The organism is Cupriavidus sp. 10L45 (assembly GCF_056395225.1).
The window spans coordinates 270958-287480 of record NZ_JBFTJC010000006.1 but is presented as its reverse complement, the minus strand read 5'-3'; the positions used below and the strand labels follow the sequence as shown (position 1 = coordinate 287480).

Sequence of the window (16523 nt, the reverse complement as noted above, 5' to 3'; positions counted from 1 at the left end):
GCGGCGCCATGATCGACTTCGCCTCGGCCTTGTACCTGGGCCTGCGGCACCCGGCGGACCAGTTGGGCGACTACGCCGCGCTGACCACTGGCTACCCGGCCTCGCTGGCCGCTGCGCCACTGGCGCGGCGGCTGGCGGCGGACGCGGCGGCGCTGCAGGGCTGCGAGGCCGGCATGGTGGCGCCATCCACGCTGCATCTGGCCATCGACGTGTTCGAGCAACTGGGCCGCACGCACGCGCTGATTGCCGACGAGGCGCTGTATCCGGTGATGCGCTGGGGCCTGGAGCGCGTACGCGGCCTGGGCGCGCCGGTGGCGTGGTTCCGGCACGGCGATCTGGCCGATCTGGCGCGGCGGATTCGCGATCACCGCCTGCGCCGGCGGGGCAGGCCGCCGGCAGTGATTGCGGACGCCACCCGGCTGGCCGGCCTGCCGTTGCCGCTGGCGCGCTATCTGACGCTGGTACGCCGGCATGGAGGATTGATCGTGATCGATCACAGCCAGATGCTTGGCCTGATGGGCGCCGCCGCGTCGCCGCGCCAGCCGTGGGGCAGCGGCGGCGGCGGCGCGCTGCGCCACGCAGGGTGCGATCCGGCGCAGCCGGTGCTGCTGGTGGCGTCATGGGCCAAGGCCTTCGGCGCGCCGCTGGCCACGCTGTGCGGGCCTGCCGCGCTGGTCCAGGCGATTGCCCGGGACGGCCCCACCCAGACCCACAGCAGCGCCGCCAGCGAGGTCGCGCTGCGCGCCGGGCTCCGTGCGCTGGAAATCAACCGCATGGCGGGCGATGTCCTGCGCGCGCGGCTCTGGCAGCGCCTGCGCCGCCTGCAGGCCGGCCTGCGCGCGCTGGCGCGGGGCTGCCTGCCGGACCTGCACGCGCCGCCGCGCGACCATCCGATGCAACACGTGCGGCTCGCCAGTACGGAACGCACCGTGGCGCTGCACACCGGCCTGCGCGCCGCCGGCTTCCGTACCGCGCTGCTGCGCCAGCCCGAGGGGCGCCACGCGCTGGCGCTGATCGTCCGGGCCAATCATCGCCGCGCGGATATCGACGCCTTGCTGGCCGCCATGACGCGGCTCGCGCCGCACTTGCCCGATGCCGCGCGCCAGGCGCCGTGGCCGTCTTCGACCCCAATGGAGGAACCCCAGCATGTTTAAGACCGCTGATGGAGACACGCTGGAGCTTGCGCCATGGCGCATGCGCCGGCTGATGGGGCTGGTGGCGGCCATGCGCCGCTATCCGCCCGGCACGCCCCCGCAGGCCCTGGTCAACGACCTGCGGCTGATCATCGCCCGCGCGCGGCGTGTGAGTACCCAGCCACGGCTCGGCATGGCCCGCTTCGAGAGCACCGACGCGTGCTGCCGGGCCTGCCTGCTGGCGCGGCAGCAGCCGCGCGGGGGGATGGAACTGGTGGGGTTGCAGCTGGCGGCGCCACGGCCGGGCGGGCACCTGTACGAGGGCTTCGCGCCGGAGCTGGAGGAGGAAGTCACGCGAGAGGTCAACGTGACGCTGGCGTGGCGGAGGTTCGAATCGCTCAAGCTGGCGGTTGATGACCGGACCGTATCGGGGCCGGGCGTCTACATCCTCGTCCGTGGCACGACGCCGATCTATGTCGGCCTGTCGAAGACGCTGGGTAGCCGCATGAAGCAGCACCGGTGGTGCGCGGGTGTGCACGGCGCGCTGCGCGGGCTCGGCGTCTGGGTAGCCAGCGTCAGGAAGGAGAAGGACCTGTCTGCCGTCGAGCACGCCGTCATCCGCGCCTTGCGTGGCAGCATTCACAACAGCGCGCTGGTCGGCGATGTTCTGCTCGCAGGGCCTTCCGGCATCACGATTGTGAACATCCTGCCGCCGAGCCTGCTGCGACGGGCGACCCACATCAACGCCTTCCGCACGGGCGACGACAAGCGCACGCTGGCGATGAAGTCCGGCGAGAAGCTCGAACTCGAATGGCGGCTGCCATGATCGTCGACTTCCACGTCCACGCCGGCCAGGGCGACGGCATGACCGGCCCGTGGGACACCACCGCGCCGCTGGCCGCCTACGCGCGCCGCGCCAGCGAGGCCGGCATCGTGCGTTCGGTGCTGCTCCCCGTGTTCCAGTCGGACTACGCGCAAGGCAACCGTGACGTCGCTGCGCTGGTGCGGTCCGACCCGCGCCGCTGGATCGGCTTCGCCATGGTCCACGCCGAGCGCGACCGCGACCGGCTGCACGCGATGATCGAGGAAGCCGTGCTGCGGCTGGGGCTGCGCGGCATCAAGGTACATCGTCACGATGCGCGGATTCACCGGCAGGTCTGCGACGCTGCGCGCCGCTGGCGGCTGCCGGTGCTGTACGACGCCGGCGGCGACACCGGCGCGCTCTCGCTGCTGGCGCAGACCCATCCTGACGTGGCGTTCGTGTTCGCCCACCTCGGCAGCTTCGCGGACGACTGGGCCGCCCAGCGGCAGGTCATCGACCTGATCGTGCGGCATCCGAACCTGTTTGCCGATACGGCCGGCGTGCGCCGCTTCGACCTGCTCGAGGAAGCCTTCGCCCGCGCCGGCCCGGACAAGCTGCTGTTCGGCTCGGACGGCCCGTGGCTGCATCCGGGGCTGGAGCTGGCCAAGATCCGCGCGCTGCGCCCATCGCCGGAAGCCTTCGCGCGCATAGCCGGCGGCAACGCGCTGCGGCTGATTGGCGGCGCCCCCGTGGCAACGTCAGGGCCGACCTCACGGGCAGCCCTCCGTGGGCCGCCCCTGCCGGCGCAATTGCAGCGCACGCGGCGTGACGCGCAATAGCTCGGCGGCGCGGCTGGTGGACCCGGCGCGCCGTTCCGCCACCTTCACGGCGATGGCTTCCGCGATCTGGCCGATGTTCTTCAGCCCCAGCCCGGCATCGAGCGCCCCCTCGACGGCGCGGGCCAGCACGCCCTCCCAGCCGTCCATCAGGCCGGTGGCGGCCATCACATCGGCCAGCGGCAGGTCCAGGCAGCCCGTGCTGAGCACGTGGAAGCCTTGCTGGCGGTCCGCCATGCGCAGCACCACGTGGCGCAGTTCGCGCACATTGCCGGGATAGTCGCGTGCCATCAGCTGCTGCATGACCTCGGGCATCACGCGCGGCGGCGTGCCGGCGTGCTCGGCCAGGAAGTGTTCGACCAGCAGCGGGATGTCGTCGCGCCGCGCCGCCAGCGGCGGGGCGTGGATGGTCCATTGGGTGATGCGGAAGTACAGGTCGCTGCGGAAGCGGCCTGCTGTCACCTCCGCGTCGAGGCTGCGGTTGGTCGCGCAGGTCAGCCGGAAGTCCGAGCGCCGCCAGTTGTCGTCGCCCACGCGCTTGTAGGCGCGCTCCTGCACCACGCGCAGCAGGCGGGCTTGCAGCAGCAGGTCCAGTTCGCCGATTTCGTCGAGGAACAGTGTGCCGCCATCGGCCAGCGCCACGGCGCCGTCACGCGCGGCCACGGCGTGGGTGAAGGCGCCGCGCGCATGGCCGAACAGCTCGCTGCCGGATAGCTCGGGGCTCAGCGTGGTGCAGTCCACCACGATGAAGGGGCCGCTGCGCCGCACCGGATCGAGATCATGGATCAGCCGCGCCAGCAGCTCCTTGCCGCAGCCACTGTCGCCGGTCAGCAGGCAGGCGCCGCTGCCGAAGCGGCCGACCTGCGCCACTGCGCGCAGCGTTTCACGCCAGGGCGCCGAGTGGCCCACCGCGCGCTTGCGCAGCCAGTCGGAGGTGAGGATCGATTCCAGCTCGTGCAGGCGCTTCAGGCGGAGCGCCAGTTCGGTCAGCATGCCCGGCTCGTCGTCAGCCGCTACCACGTCGCAGATGCCGCCGGGCCACCATGGCTCCTGCCGGCATTGCGCGCGCGTGGCGGCGGTGCAGGCGGCGATGAAGGCGTCCGGGCGGGGCACGCTGCGCAGCCAGTGCTCGGCGGCGGCGGCCACGCGTGTGTCCCGGGCCAGGACGACGACCACCAGCATGCCGTCGCCCGCGCCGGACAGGTCGAATTCCTCGGGAAGGCCGTGCTCGCACAGGCGTTGACGGAGCCGCAGCGCCTCTTCCTGATAGAGCACGACACGCATAGACACCTCGCAGGGGAGCGAAGACGATGGGAGATCAAAAACGGGGAGGGTGGGCGCCGGGTCCGGGGGGCAGGCCGGCAGGCATCCCAGAACATACTAGGCGACGGTCACGGCCGCACCATGTCAAAAATGCTCAGCACAGGGTTGCCGGATGTTAAAGGCACAACGGGGGTGTATCGCGGGTGAAACGAGTCTTGCCGCCGGATGGCGGCCGGGGGCGAACGCGGCGGCGTCAGATATTGCGATGCATATGGCTGACAGTGCAGACGCCGCCGCGCTGGCTTACTCGCCGATGATCTGCTTGGTGAACACGGCGCGCTCCATCTCCTGCACGTTCACGCTGACCTGCACGCTCTGGCCGGCGCCGGGGCGCACCGCGTCGGTGAGGACATCGCACACGGCCTGCGCCACCTGCTTGCGCACGGCCTGCTCGCGCCCGTCCAGAATCCAGACGGTGGCGTGCACGAAGGCGCGGTCACGGTTTTCCGTGCCCTGGCGGTAGGTGGTCAGCGTCACGCAGCGGGACTTGATGTCCGGCTCGCGGAACTGGCCGGTGGCCAGCAGCGCGGCGTTGGCTTCGTCCAGCAGCTCGTCCTGCGAGCAGGTCAGGCGGGTGTTTTCGGTGAGTTCGATGATCAGTTGCGGCATGGCGGGAGCGTCGAAGGATCGGAGGGAAAGCCAGCATCGTACGGCAAACCGGCGCCCTCCGGGAAACCCCCCGGCTCAGGCCGCCACGCCGAACGCGGCCTCGATGCGGCGGATGTGGTCGCGCAGCAGCGGGCGCACCTTTTCCAGCAGATGCGCCGGCGGCACGATGGCGTTCGGGCCGCTGCAGCTGAGGGTCATCGGCGGCAGGGACTGGCCGGGCCGGAAAGCGACGGCGATCGAGTTGATGTCGGGCAGCCATTCGCCGAACGAGGTGGTGCAGCCCAGCCGGCGCGCTTCGTCGCGGCTGGCGGAGAGCACGCCCTCGGCATGGGCCGCGCTGACGCGGTCATCGGCGCGGAAGGCGGTCAGCGCCTGGCGCTGCTCGGCCGGCGGCAGGGCCACAAGGTAGGCCCGCCCGGCCGCCGTATTGAGCCCGGAAACGCGGCTGCCCACGGCCACGCGCAGCGTGAGGTAGCTCTCCGACTGGCAGTTCTCGTAGATCAGCATGCGGCCCCGGTCGCGCACGATCAACGAGGCCACGCCCTGCGAGAGATCCGCCAGTTCCTGCATGTACGGCCGCGCAACCGCCAGCACGTCCGCGCCGGGCTGGCCGGACGGCACCAGCGCCAGCGCGGAACTGCCCAGCCGGTAGCGCATCGGCTCGGTCAGCGCCTGGAGGTAGCCGAGTTCGGTCAGCGTGTGCGTGAGCCGGGAAATGGTCGACTTCGGCAGCCCGCAGCGCTGGGCCAGTTCGGCATTGCCGAGTTCGCTGTCGAAGGCGCGGAAGCACGCCAGCACGTCGAGCCCGCGCGCCAGCGCGGTCACGAAATGGCGGTCTTCCTTGCGGTTGTCCACCTTGGGCGTGGCGGGCGGGAGGTCGGGGAGGGAATCGGCCTGGCTATCCATGTGCGTGGCTCAAAGGTTGCCGGAGGCAAGCTGCTCGCGCAGCTTCGCCTTGAGGATCTTGCCGGACGGCGCCGCGGGTAGCTGCGCCACCACGCGGATTTCGGCCGGCATCTTGTAGGGCGACAGGCGGTCGCGCAGGAAGGTGCGCAGCGCGGGCTCGTCCAGCGTCATGCCGCCGCGCACCTCGACGAAGGCGATCACTTCCTCGTTGCCCTCGGTGGCCCGGCCCACTACGGCCGATTGCAGCACGGCGGGGAACGCATTGAGCGACTGCTCGACTTCCTCCGGATACACGTTGAAGCCCGAGTGGATGATGATTTCCTTCGAGCGGCCGACGATGGACACCGCGCCGTCCGGATCGATGCGCGCGAGGTCGCCCGTATGGAGCCAGCCGTCGGCATCGATGGTCTGCGCCGTGAGGTCCGGGCGCCGGTAGTAGCCCTTCATCACGTTGGGGCCGCGCACCAGCAACTCGCCGCTGCCGTCCGGCAGGGGGGAGCCGAGGCGGATTTCCACGTCCGGCACCACCGGGCCGACCGAGCAGTCGGCGCGCGGGGCATCCACGCGGGTCTGGCACACGGTGGGCGAGGTCTCCGTCATGCCGTAGCCGTTGTTCAGCACGATGCCGAAGGCGTCTTCGAACGATGCCTTGAGCGACGCCGTGAGCGGCGCGCCGCCCGACTGCGCCATGCGCAGCGACGGCGTGCGCAGCGACTGGCCCTGCGCGCGGCTCCATTCGATCACCTTGGCGTACATCGCCGGCACGCCGTGCAGCACGGTGAGCTGTTCCTCGACCAGCGTGCGCGCCAGCTTCTCCGGGCGGAAACGCGGCTCGTAGTAGACCGTGGCGCCGTTGGACACCGGGCCCACCAGCAGCACGGACAGCCCATAGACGTGCGAGATCGGCAGCACGCCGTAGACGCGGTCGCCGGCCTGTACGCGGGCCTGCAGGCGGTTGGAATGGCCGATGAACATCAGGTTGGCGTGCGTCAGCATCACCGCCTTCGAGGCGCCCGTGGTGCCCGTCGTATAGATCAGCGCGGCCACCTGCTCGCGGGCCTCGGCGGCTACCGGCTCCGCCACGGCCGTCTCGTCGATGGCGCTGACAAGCAGCTTGCCGACGTGTGGCCACACGGCAGCATCGGCCCACTGCGCGCCGCGCGCCAGCCCGTGCTCGCGGGCTTCGGGGAAATCGTTGTCCAGATAGAAGGTCACGCGCGCGCCGGCGTGCTCGACGATATTGGCAATCTCGCGCGCCGACAGCCGGGCATTGACCGGCACCGACCAGGCGTCGATGGCGCTCAGCGCCAGCAGCAGCACGGCGCAGCCGACGCTGTTCTCGGTGACCAGCACCACGCGGTCGCCGCCGCGCACGCCGAGCGCGGTCAGCGTCTGGGCGGTTTCGCGCACGGCCAGGTCCAGTTCGCCATAGCGCAGCGCGCGGTGGGCATCCATCACGGCCACGCGGTCAGGATGGCTGGCCACCCACGGGCCCATGGTCTGGTGCAGGCGCTGGAAGGCGGGGCGGAAGGAGTCGGATTGGGCGGGGGTGGACGCGTGACCAGAACGGTCCGCGGGGGAAGCGGTACTGCGCATGCATGTCTCCGGGCAAGGCTTCCGGCGTGAAGTCGCCGGTATTGATGCGTGGCATCGTCCCATCGATCCCCGGAAGCTGTCAACCGCAGCGTGGAATGGGGGTTCTGCAATGCAGAATTACTGGGATTTCCGTCTATGGGCTTTTCGCGACATGTCTTCAATGTCTACCCCGCCATAACCCGCCGAAATGCGAGGTCTGAAAGACAATGCATATGAGAACGCTTATCATTGCTGCTTTCACGGAATTCGCAGCAACATGAAGCAGGGCATTTCGACCGGTTATCGCGTGGCGGTCGCGTCGCGGGCGATCGCCGGCATCCTGGGGGGCTACGGGCTCGCAGCACTCGCCACGGGCTGCGTCTCGCTCGCGCTGGCACGCTGGACCGATATGGCGCGCGCCGAAGCGGTAGTCACCGCCTCCCTGCTGTCGTTCCTCTGGTACGCGCTGGCCGTGATCTGGGTGTTCGCCGTCGAGTCGGCATGGCGCGCGTGGATCGGACTGGCCGTGCCCTGCGCGGTCCTGGGACTGGGCTGGCTGGCCCTGCGGAGCGCGTAATGGCCGAATTGCGAAAGGGTCAGGGGCTGCGCCAGTCGATGGCGTGGCTGCATACGTGGGCGGGCCTGCTGGTGTGCTGGGTGCTGTTCCTCGTCTTCTGTAGCGGCACCGCCAGCTATGTGAAGGACGAGATCACGCTCTGGATGAAGCCCGAACTGCACGCGCGGCTGGGTGGCGACACAGACGCCGACGCGACCCGCCGGGCTGCCGACGGCGCCATCGCCTTCCTCCGCGAACAGGCACCCAATGCCGAGCGCTGGTTCATCAATCTCCCCGACGACCGCCGTCCCACCACCTCGGTGTTCTGGCTGCGCCAGCCGCGCCCCGAGGATGCCGGCAAGGGCAACCGCGCCCGGCTGGAGACGCGCACGCTCGACGCCGTGACCGGCACGCCCGTGCCCGGCGCCCGCGAGACGCGCGGCGGCGAGTTCCTTTACCGCCTGCATTTCGATCTCCACTACATGTCGGCGATCTGGGCGCGCTGGGTCATCGGCTTCTGCACGATGTTCATGCTGGTGGCCATCCTGAGCGGCGTGATCACCCATCGGCGCATCTTCGCGGACTTCTTCACGTTCCGCGCCCGCAAGGGCCAGCGCTCGTGGCTCGATGCGCACAACGCCACCGCCGTGCTGGCGCTGCCGTTTCACCTGATGATTACCTACACGGGCCTCGTGACGCTGCTGTTCCTGTACATGCCGTGGGGCGTGCAGGCGGTCTATAAGGGCGATACGAAGCGGTTCGACACCGAGCTGGGCCTCCGCGCCCCGCGCGTGCAGGCGTCTGGCGTGCAGGTGCCGCTGGCCCCGGTGGGCCCGATGCTGGCGCAGGCGACCGCCCGGTGGGACGGCGTGGCCCCGGCCCGGATCACGGTGGAGCGCCCCAACGACGCCAACGCCCTCGTCACGATGACGCGCGATGCCGGGCGCAGCCTGTCGTCGGTGCAGCCGACCGTCCTGTTCGCCGGCACCACCGGCGCGCTCAAGGAAACCTTCGGCGACGATCCGGCCAATGCCAGCGCCACGCGTGGCGTGATGGTGGGGCTGCACATCGCGCACTTCGCGCCGCCGCTGCTGCGCGGGCTTTTCTTTGCCTCCGGGCTGGCCGGCTGCCTGATGGTGGCGACCGGCGCGCTGCTCTGGGCCGTGAGGACGCGCAAGAGCCACGCCCACACGATTGCTGCCACGGGCCGCACGCCGTTTGGGCTGCGGCTGGTGGAAGCGCTCAACCTTGGCGTGATTGCCGGCCTGCCGATCGCATTCGCCAGCTACTTCTGGGCCAACCGGCTCGTGCCGGTGGGTATCGCGCAGCGGCCCGACATGGAAATCCGCATGTTCTTCGCGGCCTGGGCCATCGCGGCGCTGGTCGCCCAGATCCGCCCGACGCGCGGCATGTGGCGCGTGCTGCTGGGCATCGGCGCCGTGCTGTTCGCGGGCCTGCCGCTGCTGAACGCGCTGACCGGCACCGCCCATCTGGGCGTGACGCTGCTGCATGGGCCGGCGGTGCTGGCGGGCTTCGACCTGACGGTGCTGGCGATTGGCCTCGGGCTGGGCGCGGCGGCGTGGTGGCTCGGGCGGACTCGTCCGGCGGCACGCGGCGCAGACGCGTCGGCGCGCACCGGTGCCATGGGGGAGGCGTCATGAGCGCACCCGCCATGTGGCCGGCCTGCGTGGCCGGCATCGGATTCGCCGTGGGCGGCTTCACCTGGCTGGCCCAGACCATCGACCGGCATCACGCCGACATCTTCGGCCGGGGCGCCGAGCCCCCGCCGGCCCGCGTGCGCCGCCTGCGCTGGCAGGGCTGGATCGCGCTGGCACTGGCCCTGGCGGCGTGCGTGGCCGCCCAGGGCTGGGCCTTCGGCGTGATCTATTGGGCCGGCCTGCTCACCGTCAGCGCCCTGACAGTGGTGGGCGCCTTCTCTTATGCACCGCAGGTCACGCCGCGCATCGCGCGCGGGGCGATCGGCATCGGTGTGGCGGCTGCGCTGAGCGCGATCCTGATCGTGCAGGCGTAGCGGCACAAACGAGCGTCGCCGTCAGAGCGACGCCACCATCCAGACGGATACGGGAAAAAACCCGCCCGCCGCGATCAGCGGCGCGGACGGGCATGAAATCGTTTTACTTGGGAGTGTCACCTTGTCTTATTCCGTACCGCGTGCCGGACGTGCATCCCGCACGCCGCTGCGCCATCTCGTGGCCGCGCTGGCCGCTGCCGGCGTGCTGCCGACCATCGCCTTCGCCCAGGAAGCGGCCCAGCCAGCCGCCAGCGCGGAGAGCGCCACGCTGCCCGCCGTCACCGTCCATGCCGACGCCTCGGCAGACCAGCTGCCCGCGCCCTATGCCGGCGGGCAGGTCGCACGCGGCGGCCGCCTTGGCGTGCTGGGCAACCAGGACTTCATGGATGTGCCGTTCAGCGTGACGTCGTACACGTCCCAGCAGATCCAGAACCAGCAGGCGCGCAGCATTGCCGGTGTGCTGGCCGATGATCCGGCGATCCGCACCGCCTACGGCTTCGGCAACTTCGCCGATACCTTCGTGGTGCGCGGCTTCCCGCTGACCACCGACGACATCCAGTACAACGGCCTGTTCGGCATCGCCCCGCGCCAGCTGGTGGCCATCGAAGGGCTGGAGCGCGTGGAAGTGTTCCGCGGCGCCAGCGCCTTCCTGAACGGCGTGTCGCCGAGTGGCTCCGGCACGGGCGGCATGATCAACCTCGTGCCCAAGTACGCCACGGCGGCGGACATCACCCAGGCGACCATCGACTATACGAGCGACTCGCAGGTGGGCGGCCATGTGGATGTGGGCCGCCGTTTCGGCAAGAACAAGGAATTCGGCGTGCGCGTCAACGCCATGGCGCGTGGCGGCGATACCCCGGTGGACAACGAGAGCCGGCAGCAGCGCCTGTTCACGCTGGGCCTGGACTACCAGGGCGACGCGTTCCGCGTGAATGCGGACTTCGGCTACCAGAAGCAGCGGATCAACCAGGGCCGCAGCACGGTCCAGCTGTCGGGTACGGCTTTGCCGGCGGTGCCGTCCGCCTCGACGAACTTCGCCCAGCCATGGACGTATTCCGAGCTGGAAGACACCTACGGCACGATCCGCGCCGAGTACGACGTCACCAGGAACTGGACCACCTACGCCGCCTTCGGCGCGCACCACAGCAACGAGTTCGGCAACTACAGCGGCGCGAACGTCGGGAATAACGGCTTTGGCACGGCCACGCGGCTGACCGTTCCGTTCAAGCAGGATACCTACACCGGTGAAGTGGGCGTGCGTGGCCGCTTCGAAACCGGCCCGGTCAAGCACACGGTGAACCTGAGCTGGTCCGGCCTGGAGCAGGAGAAGAGCAGCGCGTTCCAGTCCTCGCCCGCGTTCCCAACCAATCTCTACAACGCGCCGACCGTGCCGTACCCGGCCGCCCCGACCACCGGCAATATGGCCGATCCGAACGTGACGGGCCGGGTCAACATCAACGGGGTGTCGTTCTCGGACACGCTGTCGTTCCTGAACGACCGCGTGCTGCTGACCGGCGGCGTGCGCCAGCAGGTGATGAACATCCGTGGCTACGCAACGGCCACGGGCGTGCAGACGGCGAACTACAGCGAGTCCGCCACGTCGCCGATGTTCGGCCTGGTGGTCAAGCCGCTCCAGAACGTCTCGCTGTACTACAACTACATCGAGGGTCTGGCGCAGGGCGGCACCGCGCCGTCCAACACCATCAACGCCGGGCAGGTGTTCGCGCCGGCCAAGTCGAAGCAGCATGAAGTGGGCGCGAAGTACGACGCGGGCAGCTTCGGCACCACGCTGGCGTTCTTCCAGATCGAGCAGCCGACGGGCGTCACGCAGGGCAATGTGTTTGCCGTGCGGGACCAGCGCAATCGCGGCGTGGAGTTCAGCGTGTTCGGCGAGCCGCTGCGCGGCGTGCGCCTGCTGGGCGGCGTGTCCTATATCGACTCGAAGGTGTCGAACACGGGCAACGCCAACACCGAGGGCAAGCCGGGTGTGGGCGTGCCGATCTACACGCTGACGATGAGCGGCGAGTACGACCTGCCGTTCCTCCCGGGCGCGACGGTGTCCGGCCGCTATATCCAGACCGGCCGCCAGTCCGCCAACACGACCAACACCATCAGCCTGCCGTCGTGGAACCGATTCGATCTCGGGGCGCGCTACGCGTTCAAGGCGTCGCAGCTGCGCTATACGGTGCGGGCGGGCGTCGAGAACATCGCGGACAAGGACTACTGGGCGTCGTCGAGCGGCGGCATCCTCGTGATCGGCCAGCCGCGTACCTTCAAGCTGTCGATGACCGTGGACTACTGAGTCCGCAACCAGTCGCGCGGGGACTGGCCGACCTTGGCCAGGAACGCACGCGACAAGGCCGACGGGTTGGCGTAGCCCAGCTCGTCGGCCATCAGTTTCAGCGGCACGCCGTCACGCAGGCGCGCCTGCGCAAGGCTGATGCGCCAGTCGGCCAGATAGTCGGCTGGCGTCTGCCCCACCACCTCCCGAAACGTCGCCGCGAACGCGCTGCGCGACATCCCGGCGCAACCCGCCATCGACTCCACGCTCCATGCCTCGCCCGGTGCCTCGTGCACGGCGACCAGCGCCCGCGCCAGGCGCGCATCGGACAGGCCAGTGATCAGGCCCGGCTGGATGCCGGCTTGCTCGGGATGGTCGAGCAGCCAGCGCAGCAGCTGGATCAGCACCACTTCGAACAGCCGGTCGGCCAACAGGCGCTGGCCACAGCGCACGCGCTCCGTCTCGGCGAACAGCAGCGCGAGCGCGGGATCGAGCCCATCTACCTGTGCCAACGGCAGCACGATCAGGGGCGGCAGGGCGCGTGCCAGCGGATTCATGGCCCCGCCATCGAAATCGAGCGTGGCGCAGGTGAACTGGGAACCCTCCACCGGCGGATTGTGGAAGGTGTGGACGGCGTAGCGCGGATAGAACAGCAGCGACGGTTCCTCGATCACCAGCCGGGTGGGCAGGGCGCTCGCGCCATGCGTGACCTCGGACGCCAGGCGATTCAGCCGGCACCCCGGGAGCCTCTCTCACTGTCGCTCTATATATAGGAGTTCATCATGACCGCACGTGTTTCCCTGCCCAACGCCAGCAACGCCCCCGCCGGCAGCGCCGCCGCCCTGGCCCAGATCCAGGCCGCCTTCGGCACGACCCCGCAGATGTTCCGCGCCGTGGCCAATTCGCCGGCCGCGCTGCAATCGATGTGGGGCGCGTTTGGCGCGCTCGGTGGCGGTGTGATTCCGGCGCAACTCGGCGAGAAGATCGCCGTGGCCGTTGCCGACCGTAACCGCTGCGAATACTGCCTGGCCGCCCATACGGCGCTGGGCCGCAAGGCCGGCGCCACCGCTGAGGAGATGGCTGCCGCCCAGGCTGGGCGTGCCGAGGATGCCCGGACGGCCGCCGCGCTGGCCTTCGCGCTGAAGCTGGTGAACGACCGGGGCCAGGTGTCGGACGCCGACGTGGCCCAACTGCGGGAAGTCGGCTTCGGCGACGAAGAAATCGTGGAAATCGTCGCCCACGTGGCCCTGAACCTGTTCACCAACTACATCAACGTGGCGCTAAACGTGCCGGTGGATTTCCCCGGCGTGAAGCTCAACCCACGTTGAGCCGGTAAGCCGCCGTCTAGCGCAGCAGGTTCGACCGCGCCAGCTCGATGACCTCGTCGGCGCGGCCGTTCATCACGGCCTTCATCGCCCACAGGCTGAAGCCCTTGACCTGCTCCGCCTTCAGGGACGGCGGCATCGCCAGTTCCTGCGTGTTGGTCACCACGTCGAGCAGGGCGGGCCCGTCATGCGCCAGCATGGTGGCGATGGCCTCCGGCAGCAGCAGCGGGTCTTCCACGCGCTGGGCATGCACGCCGATGGCGCGCGCCATGGCCGCGAAATCGGGATTCTGCAGCGACGTGCCCGACTCCAGGTAGCCAGACGCCTTCATCTCCAGCGCGACAAAACCGAGCACGCTGTTGTTGAAGATCACCACTTTGACGGGCAGGCCCTGCTGGGAAAGCGTCAGGAAATCGCCCATCAGCATTGCAAAACCGCCGTCGCCGGACAGGCTGATGACCTGCCGCCCCGGATAGGCGGACTGGGCGCCAATCGCCTGCGGCAGCGCGTTCGCCATCGACCCATGCGCGAGCGACCCGATCAGCCGGCGCTGGCCGTTCATGCGCAGGTAGCGCGCGGCCCAGATCGTCGGCGTGCCGACGTCGAAGGTGAAGACGGCGTCCTCGGCGGCCTGCTCGCTCAGCAGGCGGGCCAGGTACTGCGGATGGATGGGCTTGCGGCCACTGTCGCCCGTGGCGAGGTCGTCCAGTTGACGGCGTGCGTCGCGATAGTGGCGCAGGCTCGCCGCCAGATGGGCTTCGTCGGCCTTGGGGGCCAGGCGGGGCAGCAGGGCGTCCAGCGTGGCGCCGACATCGCCGACCAGCCCCATGTCCAGCCGCGTGCGGCGCCCGAGGTTTTCCGGACGGATATCGATCTGCACGACCTGCGCGCCCTCGGGGTAGAACTGGCGATAGGGGAAATCGGTGCCGAGCATCAGCAGCGTGTCGCATTCCTGCATGGCGTGGTAGCCGGAGCTGAAGCCGATCAGCCCGGTCATGCCCACGTCGTACGGATTCTCGTATTCGATGTATTCCTTGCCGCCCAGGGCGTGCACCACGGGTGCCTTCAGCGTGGCCGCCAGTTGCACCACCTGGTCGTGCGCGCCGGCGCAGCCGCGCCCGCACAGCAGCGTTGTGCGCTGGCTGCCGCGCAGCAGGCTGGCCAGGGCGTCGAGCGAGTCGGCGTCCGGCGTGACCACGGGGGGCCGCAAGGCGATGGCGGCGGGCGCGGACTCGGCGAACGTGCCCTCGCGCAGCGCCACATCGCCCGGAATCACGATCACGGCCACGCCCCGCCGGCCCACTGCCGCGCGGATCGCGGATTCGAGTACGCCGGGCAACTGCTCGATGCTGGTGACGAGTTCGCAGTAGTGGCTGCACTCCCGGAACAACTGCTCGGGGTGCGTCTCCTGGAAGTAGCCGCGGCCGATTTCGGCGCTCGGGATATGGGCGGCGATGGCCAGCACCGGCACGCCGGAGCGGTGGCAATCGAACAACCCATTGATCAGGTGCAGGTTGCCGGGGCCGCAGCTCCCGGCGCAGACGGCCAGCTTGCCGGTCAGGTGCGCCTCGGCGCCCGCTGCGAATGCGGCGGTCTCCTCGTGGCGGGTATGAATCCAGTCGATGTCGCCGCGCTGGCGCAGCGATTCAGTGATGCCGTTGAGGCTGTCGCCGACGACGCCGTAGATGCGTTCGACGCCCACTGCGTGCAGGACGCGGGTGATGAGGTCGGCTGCGTGGTTGGCCATGGTGCTCTCCTTGTACGATCGGTGCCTGCGAGCGAGGCGGAATCCCAAGGTACAAGGGTAGGCGGTGATGGCCGGGGAGGATAGCGCGCGGGGCCGGTCCTGTCCGATCCGCACGGCGCGTCGGCATGTCGAATGCGCCCGGACCATGAAAAAGGCCGCCATGGCGGCGGCCTTGCGGGGGCGCGGCGCGTCGCTTAGGCGTGCAGCGCGGCCGGTTGCAGCGATTTGCCGGTCAGGCTGGCTACGGCGACGGCCATGGCCTGCTCGCGGGCCTCGGCGGCGGCCGGCGCGGGCATGAAGCGCTCGGGGGCTTCGCGCGCCAGTTGCTGGAGGTGGCGCAGCTTGGCCTGGAGGCCGGGTTCTACGCGCGAATCGGGCGTCACCGTCGACGGGCAGGCCACGCCGAGGATGTCCAGTGCCTGGCGGAAGTTCTCTACCGTCAGGCCCTCGACCGGATTCACCTGCACGAGGTGGCGGCGCTGCGCATCCGTCATCGAGGCCGGTGCGGCCGTCGACAGGATCACCCAGCTACCCGGCGCGGCACGCTGTGCGAACCACGCGTCGATCTCGGCGCCATGGCCGCCCGCCACGCGCGGGGTCATGCCTTCCACCTGGAGGTCGAGTTGTTGCAGGATCGCGGCCGGTGTGCCACGGCGCCAGGCGTCGGACACCACCACGCGGGCGCCGGCAATGCCGAACAGCCGGCGCAGGAAGCCCAGCGCGATCGGATCGAAGAAACGGACATCCCTCAGGGTGCCGCTCATTGGCGTACCGCCCAGGCGGGCAGCGGAGCGGTCCGAGTAGAGGACGCCGGGTACGTCCAGCATGATGAGGCGTTCAGACATGATTTCCCTGTGGTAGTCGGTACTGTTTGGTCGAGACAAGCGTACTCGGCAATTCGGCTTCTGCGGCGACACAAAACGTGCGTAAGTGCAACAGTTCTGTAACTTCTACACCGGAGGCGTAAATGCCCGTTACCCCTTGTTCTCAAATGTTTCCGGCCGACACACCTGCCTGAATCCGGGGTCGATTCCGGCGCGGATGTGGGGCCAATGGAGAAGAAAACGAATGCACCAGCGCATCGGTTGACACGTTGCGATTAGGGGAATTACTAGGATTTACCCGAGGCGGGATTGGAGGCTGAGAAGGGGCGGGCAGGGACGGTGGGGCGATGGGGGGGGCGGTGAGGCGGCTTACCGCTTGCGCAGTAAACGCATTTCGAAATGCTCGAATGATTGCTGGCACGCCGCGCTGCAAAACAGCACGGTCGGGGCCACGGGTTGCTCGCAGCCATGACAGGCGCCGCACGGCTTGAGCCGTGGCGCCCAGTCGCGGCCCGCCGCGTCGAGATCATCATGAAAGGACGAATCGTCCTGCACTGCCTTGCGTAGCGCCATG

Annotated in this window: 15 protein-coding genes and 1 pseudogene; 8 read left to right on the top strand and 8 right to left on the bottom strand. The window is 69.5% G+C overall.

Annotated features, from left to right (window positions below):
• Positions 1-8 precede the first annotated feature (8 nt).
• The 3 genes from AC1DFU_RS13485 to AC1DFU_RS13475 are packed head-to-tail and all read left to right on the top strand — an operon-like array spanning position 9 to position 2774.
• Positions 9-1154 (top strand): aminotransferase class I/II-fold pyridoxal phosphate-dependent enzyme, encoded by a 1146-nt coding sequence (locus AC1DFU_RS13485; RefSeq protein WP_092296621.1) that lies wholly within the window; start codon positions 9-11, stop codon positions 1152-1154.
• Entirely contained in the window at positions 1147-1959 is an 813-nt protein-coding gene (locus tag AC1DFU_RS13480) for a GIY-YIG nuclease family protein (protein WP_441593245.1), read from the top strand. The genes AC1DFU_RS13485 and AC1DFU_RS13480 overlap by 8 nt, the downstream gene beginning before the upstream one ends.
• Complete coding sequence (locus AC1DFU_RS13475; RefSeq protein ID WP_441593243.1) at positions 1956-2774, top strand: amidohydrolase family protein; 819 nt, start codon at positions 1956-1958, stop codon at positions 2772-2774. The genes AC1DFU_RS13480 and AC1DFU_RS13475 overlap by 4 nt, the downstream gene beginning before the upstream one ends.
• Here the strand turns inward: AC1DFU_RS13475 and AC1DFU_RS13470 are convergent.
• The 4 genes from AC1DFU_RS13470 to AC1DFU_RS13455 all read right to left on the bottom strand — a co-directional run bounded on the left by AC1DFU_RS13470 (position 2706) and on the right by AC1DFU_RS13455 (position 7205).
• Positions 2706-4055 carry a sigma-54-dependent transcriptional regulator gene (locus AC1DFU_RS13470; protein WP_441593241.1) on the bottom strand — a complete coding sequence of 450 codons (1350 nt, stop codon included), beginning with the start codon at positions 4053-4055 and terminating at the stop codon, positions 2706-2708. The two genes, AC1DFU_RS13475 and AC1DFU_RS13470, sit on opposite strands and share 69 nt — an antisense overlap.
• A gap of 282 nt (positions 4056-4337) precedes the next feature.
• On the bottom strand, positions 4338-4703 hold the full coding sequence (locus tag AC1DFU_RS13465) for a 5-carboxymethyl-2-hydroxymuconate Delta-isomerase (RefSeq protein WP_092296615.1): 366 nt from the start codon (positions 4701-4703) through the stop codon (positions 4338-4340).
• Between the two features lie 75 nt (positions 4704-4778).
• Positions 4779-5609, bottom strand: a complete 831-nt coding sequence (locus AC1DFU_RS13460; protein ID WP_092296612.1) for an IclR family transcriptional regulator — start codon at positions 5607-5609, stop codon at positions 4779-4781.
• A 9-nt stretch (positions 5610-5618) separates the two neighbouring features.
• Positions 5619-7205, bottom strand: a complete 1587-nt coding sequence (locus AC1DFU_RS13455; RefSeq protein ID WP_441593238.1) for a class I adenylate-forming enzyme family protein — start codon at positions 7203-7205, stop codon at positions 5619-5621.
• A 256-nt stretch (positions 7206-7461) separates the two neighbouring features.
• On the opposite strand from AC1DFU_RS13455, the gene AC1DFU_RS13450 reads away from it, so the two are divergent.
• From AC1DFU_RS13450 to AC1DFU_RS13435, 4 genes are all read left to right on the top strand, one after another.
• Positions 7462-7761, top strand: a complete 300-nt coding sequence (locus tag AC1DFU_RS13450) for a DUF3649 domain-containing protein (protein WP_092296606.1) — start codon at positions 7462-7464, stop codon at positions 7759-7761.
• On the top strand, positions 7761-9401 hold the full coding sequence (locus tag AC1DFU_RS13445) for a PepSY-associated TM helix domain-containing protein (RefSeq protein ID WP_092296603.1): 1641 nt from the start codon (positions 7761-7763) through the stop codon (positions 9399-9401). The genes AC1DFU_RS13450 and AC1DFU_RS13445 overlap by 1 nt, the downstream gene beginning before the upstream one ends.
• Entirely contained in the window at positions 9398-9772 is a 375-nt protein-coding gene (locus AC1DFU_RS13440; RefSeq protein WP_441593236.1) for a DUF3325 domain-containing protein, read from the top strand. Before AC1DFU_RS13445 ends, AC1DFU_RS13440 begins: the two co-directional genes overlap by 4 nt.
• A 121-nt stretch (positions 9773-9893) precedes the next feature.
• A complete protein-coding gene (locus AC1DFU_RS13435; protein WP_255370882.1) occupies positions 9894-12074 on the top strand; it encodes a TonB-dependent receptor in 2181 nt (726 codons plus the stop codon).
• Here the strand turns inward: AC1DFU_RS13435 and AC1DFU_RS13430 are convergent.
• Positions 12068-12769, bottom strand: a pseudogene (locus AC1DFU_RS13430) (helix-turn-helix transcriptional regulator); the annotation flags it as partial. The gene AC1DFU_RS13435 and the pseudogene AC1DFU_RS13430 overlap by 7 nt on opposite strands.
• Before the next feature lie 66 nt (positions 12770-12835).
• On the opposite strand from AC1DFU_RS13430, the gene AC1DFU_RS13425 reads away from it, so the two are divergent.
• On the top strand, positions 12836-13381 hold the full coding sequence (locus AC1DFU_RS13425; protein WP_092296595.1) for a carboxymuconolactone decarboxylase family protein: 546 nt from the start codon (positions 12836-12838) through the stop codon (positions 13379-13381).
• A 16-nt stretch (positions 13382-13397) separates the two neighbouring features.
• Here the strand turns inward: AC1DFU_RS13425 and poxB are convergent, their stop codons facing one another.
• The 3 genes from poxB to AC1DFU_RS13410 form a co-directional block, all read right to left on the bottom strand.
• Positions 13398-15125: a ubiquinone-dependent pyruvate dehydrogenase gene (gene poxB, locus AC1DFU_RS13420; RefSeq protein WP_092296592.1), complete on the bottom strand. Its 1728-nt coding sequence runs from the start codon at positions 15123-15125 to the stop codon at positions 13398-13400.
• A gap of 194 nt (positions 15126-15319) precedes the next feature.
• Positions 15320-15970: an HAD domain-containing protein gene (locus AC1DFU_RS13415; protein WP_092296589.1), complete on the bottom strand. Its 651-nt coding sequence runs from the start codon at positions 15968-15970 to the stop codon at positions 15320-15322.
• Between the two features lie 348 nt (positions 15971-16318).
• Positions 16319-16522 carry a hypothetical protein gene (locus AC1DFU_RS13410; protein WP_441593232.1) on the bottom strand — a complete coding sequence of 68 codons (204 nt, stop codon included), beginning with the start codon at positions 16520-16522 and terminating at the stop codon, positions 16319-16321.
• Position 16523: the final 1 nt, after the last annotated feature.

What these genes read in the sequence shown, in the direction of transcription:
- AC1DFU_RS13485 (WP_092296621.1), top strand. Translation starts at nt 9, where the DNA reads ATGATCGACTTCGCCTCGGCCTTGTACCTGGGCCTGCGGCACCCGGCG.
- AC1DFU_RS13480 (WP_441593245.1), top strand. Translation starts at nt 1,147, where the DNA reads ATGTTTAAGACCGCTGATGGAGACACGCTGGAGCTTGCGCCATGGCGC.
- AC1DFU_RS13475 (WP_441593243.1), top strand. Translation starts at nt 1,956, where the DNA reads ATGATCGTCGACTTCCACGTCCACGCCGGCCAGGGCGACGGCATGACC.
- AC1DFU_RS13470 (WP_441593241.1), bottom strand. Translation starts at nt 4,055, where the DNA reads ATGCGTGTCGTGCTCTATCAGGAAGAGGCGCTGCGGCTCCGTCAACGC.
- AC1DFU_RS13465 (WP_092296615.1), bottom strand. Translation starts at nt 4,703, where the DNA reads ATGCCGCAACTGATCATCGAACTCACCGAAAACACCCGCCTGACCTGC.
- AC1DFU_RS13460 (WP_092296612.1), bottom strand. Translation starts at nt 5,609, where the DNA reads ATGGATAGCCAGGCCGATTCCCTCCCCGACCTCCCGCCCGCCACGCCC.
- AC1DFU_RS13455 (WP_441593238.1), bottom strand. Translation starts at nt 7,205, where the DNA reads ATGCGCAGTACCGCTTCCCCCGCGGACCGTTCTGGTCACGCGTCCACC.
- AC1DFU_RS13450 (WP_092296606.1), top strand. Translation starts at nt 7,462, where the DNA reads ATGAAGCAGGGCATTTCGACCGGTTATCGCGTGGCGGTCGCGTCGCGG.
- AC1DFU_RS13445 (WP_092296603.1), top strand. Translation starts at nt 7,761, where the DNA reads ATGGCCGAATTGCGAAAGGGTCAGGGGCTGCGCCAGTCGATGGCGTGG.
- AC1DFU_RS13440 (WP_441593236.1), top strand. Translation starts at nt 9,398, where the DNA reads ATGAGCGCACCCGCCATGTGGCCGGCCTGCGTGGCCGGCATCGGATTC.
- AC1DFU_RS13425 (WP_092296595.1), top strand. Translation starts at nt 12,836, where the DNA reads ATGACCGCACGTGTTTCCCTGCCCAACGCCAGCAACGCCCCCGCCGGC.
- poxB (WP_092296592.1), bottom strand. Translation starts at nt 15,125, where the DNA reads ATGGCCAACCACGCAGCCGACCTCATCACCCGCGTCCTGCACGCAGTG.
- AC1DFU_RS13415 (WP_092296589.1), bottom strand. Translation starts at nt 15,970, where the DNA reads ATGTCTGAACGCCTCATCATGCTGGACGTACCCGGCGTCCTCTACTCG.
- AC1DFU_RS13410 (WP_441593232.1), bottom strand. Translation starts at nt 16,522, where the DNA reads ATGGCGCTACGCAAGGCAGTGCAGGACGATTCGTCCTTTCATGATGAT.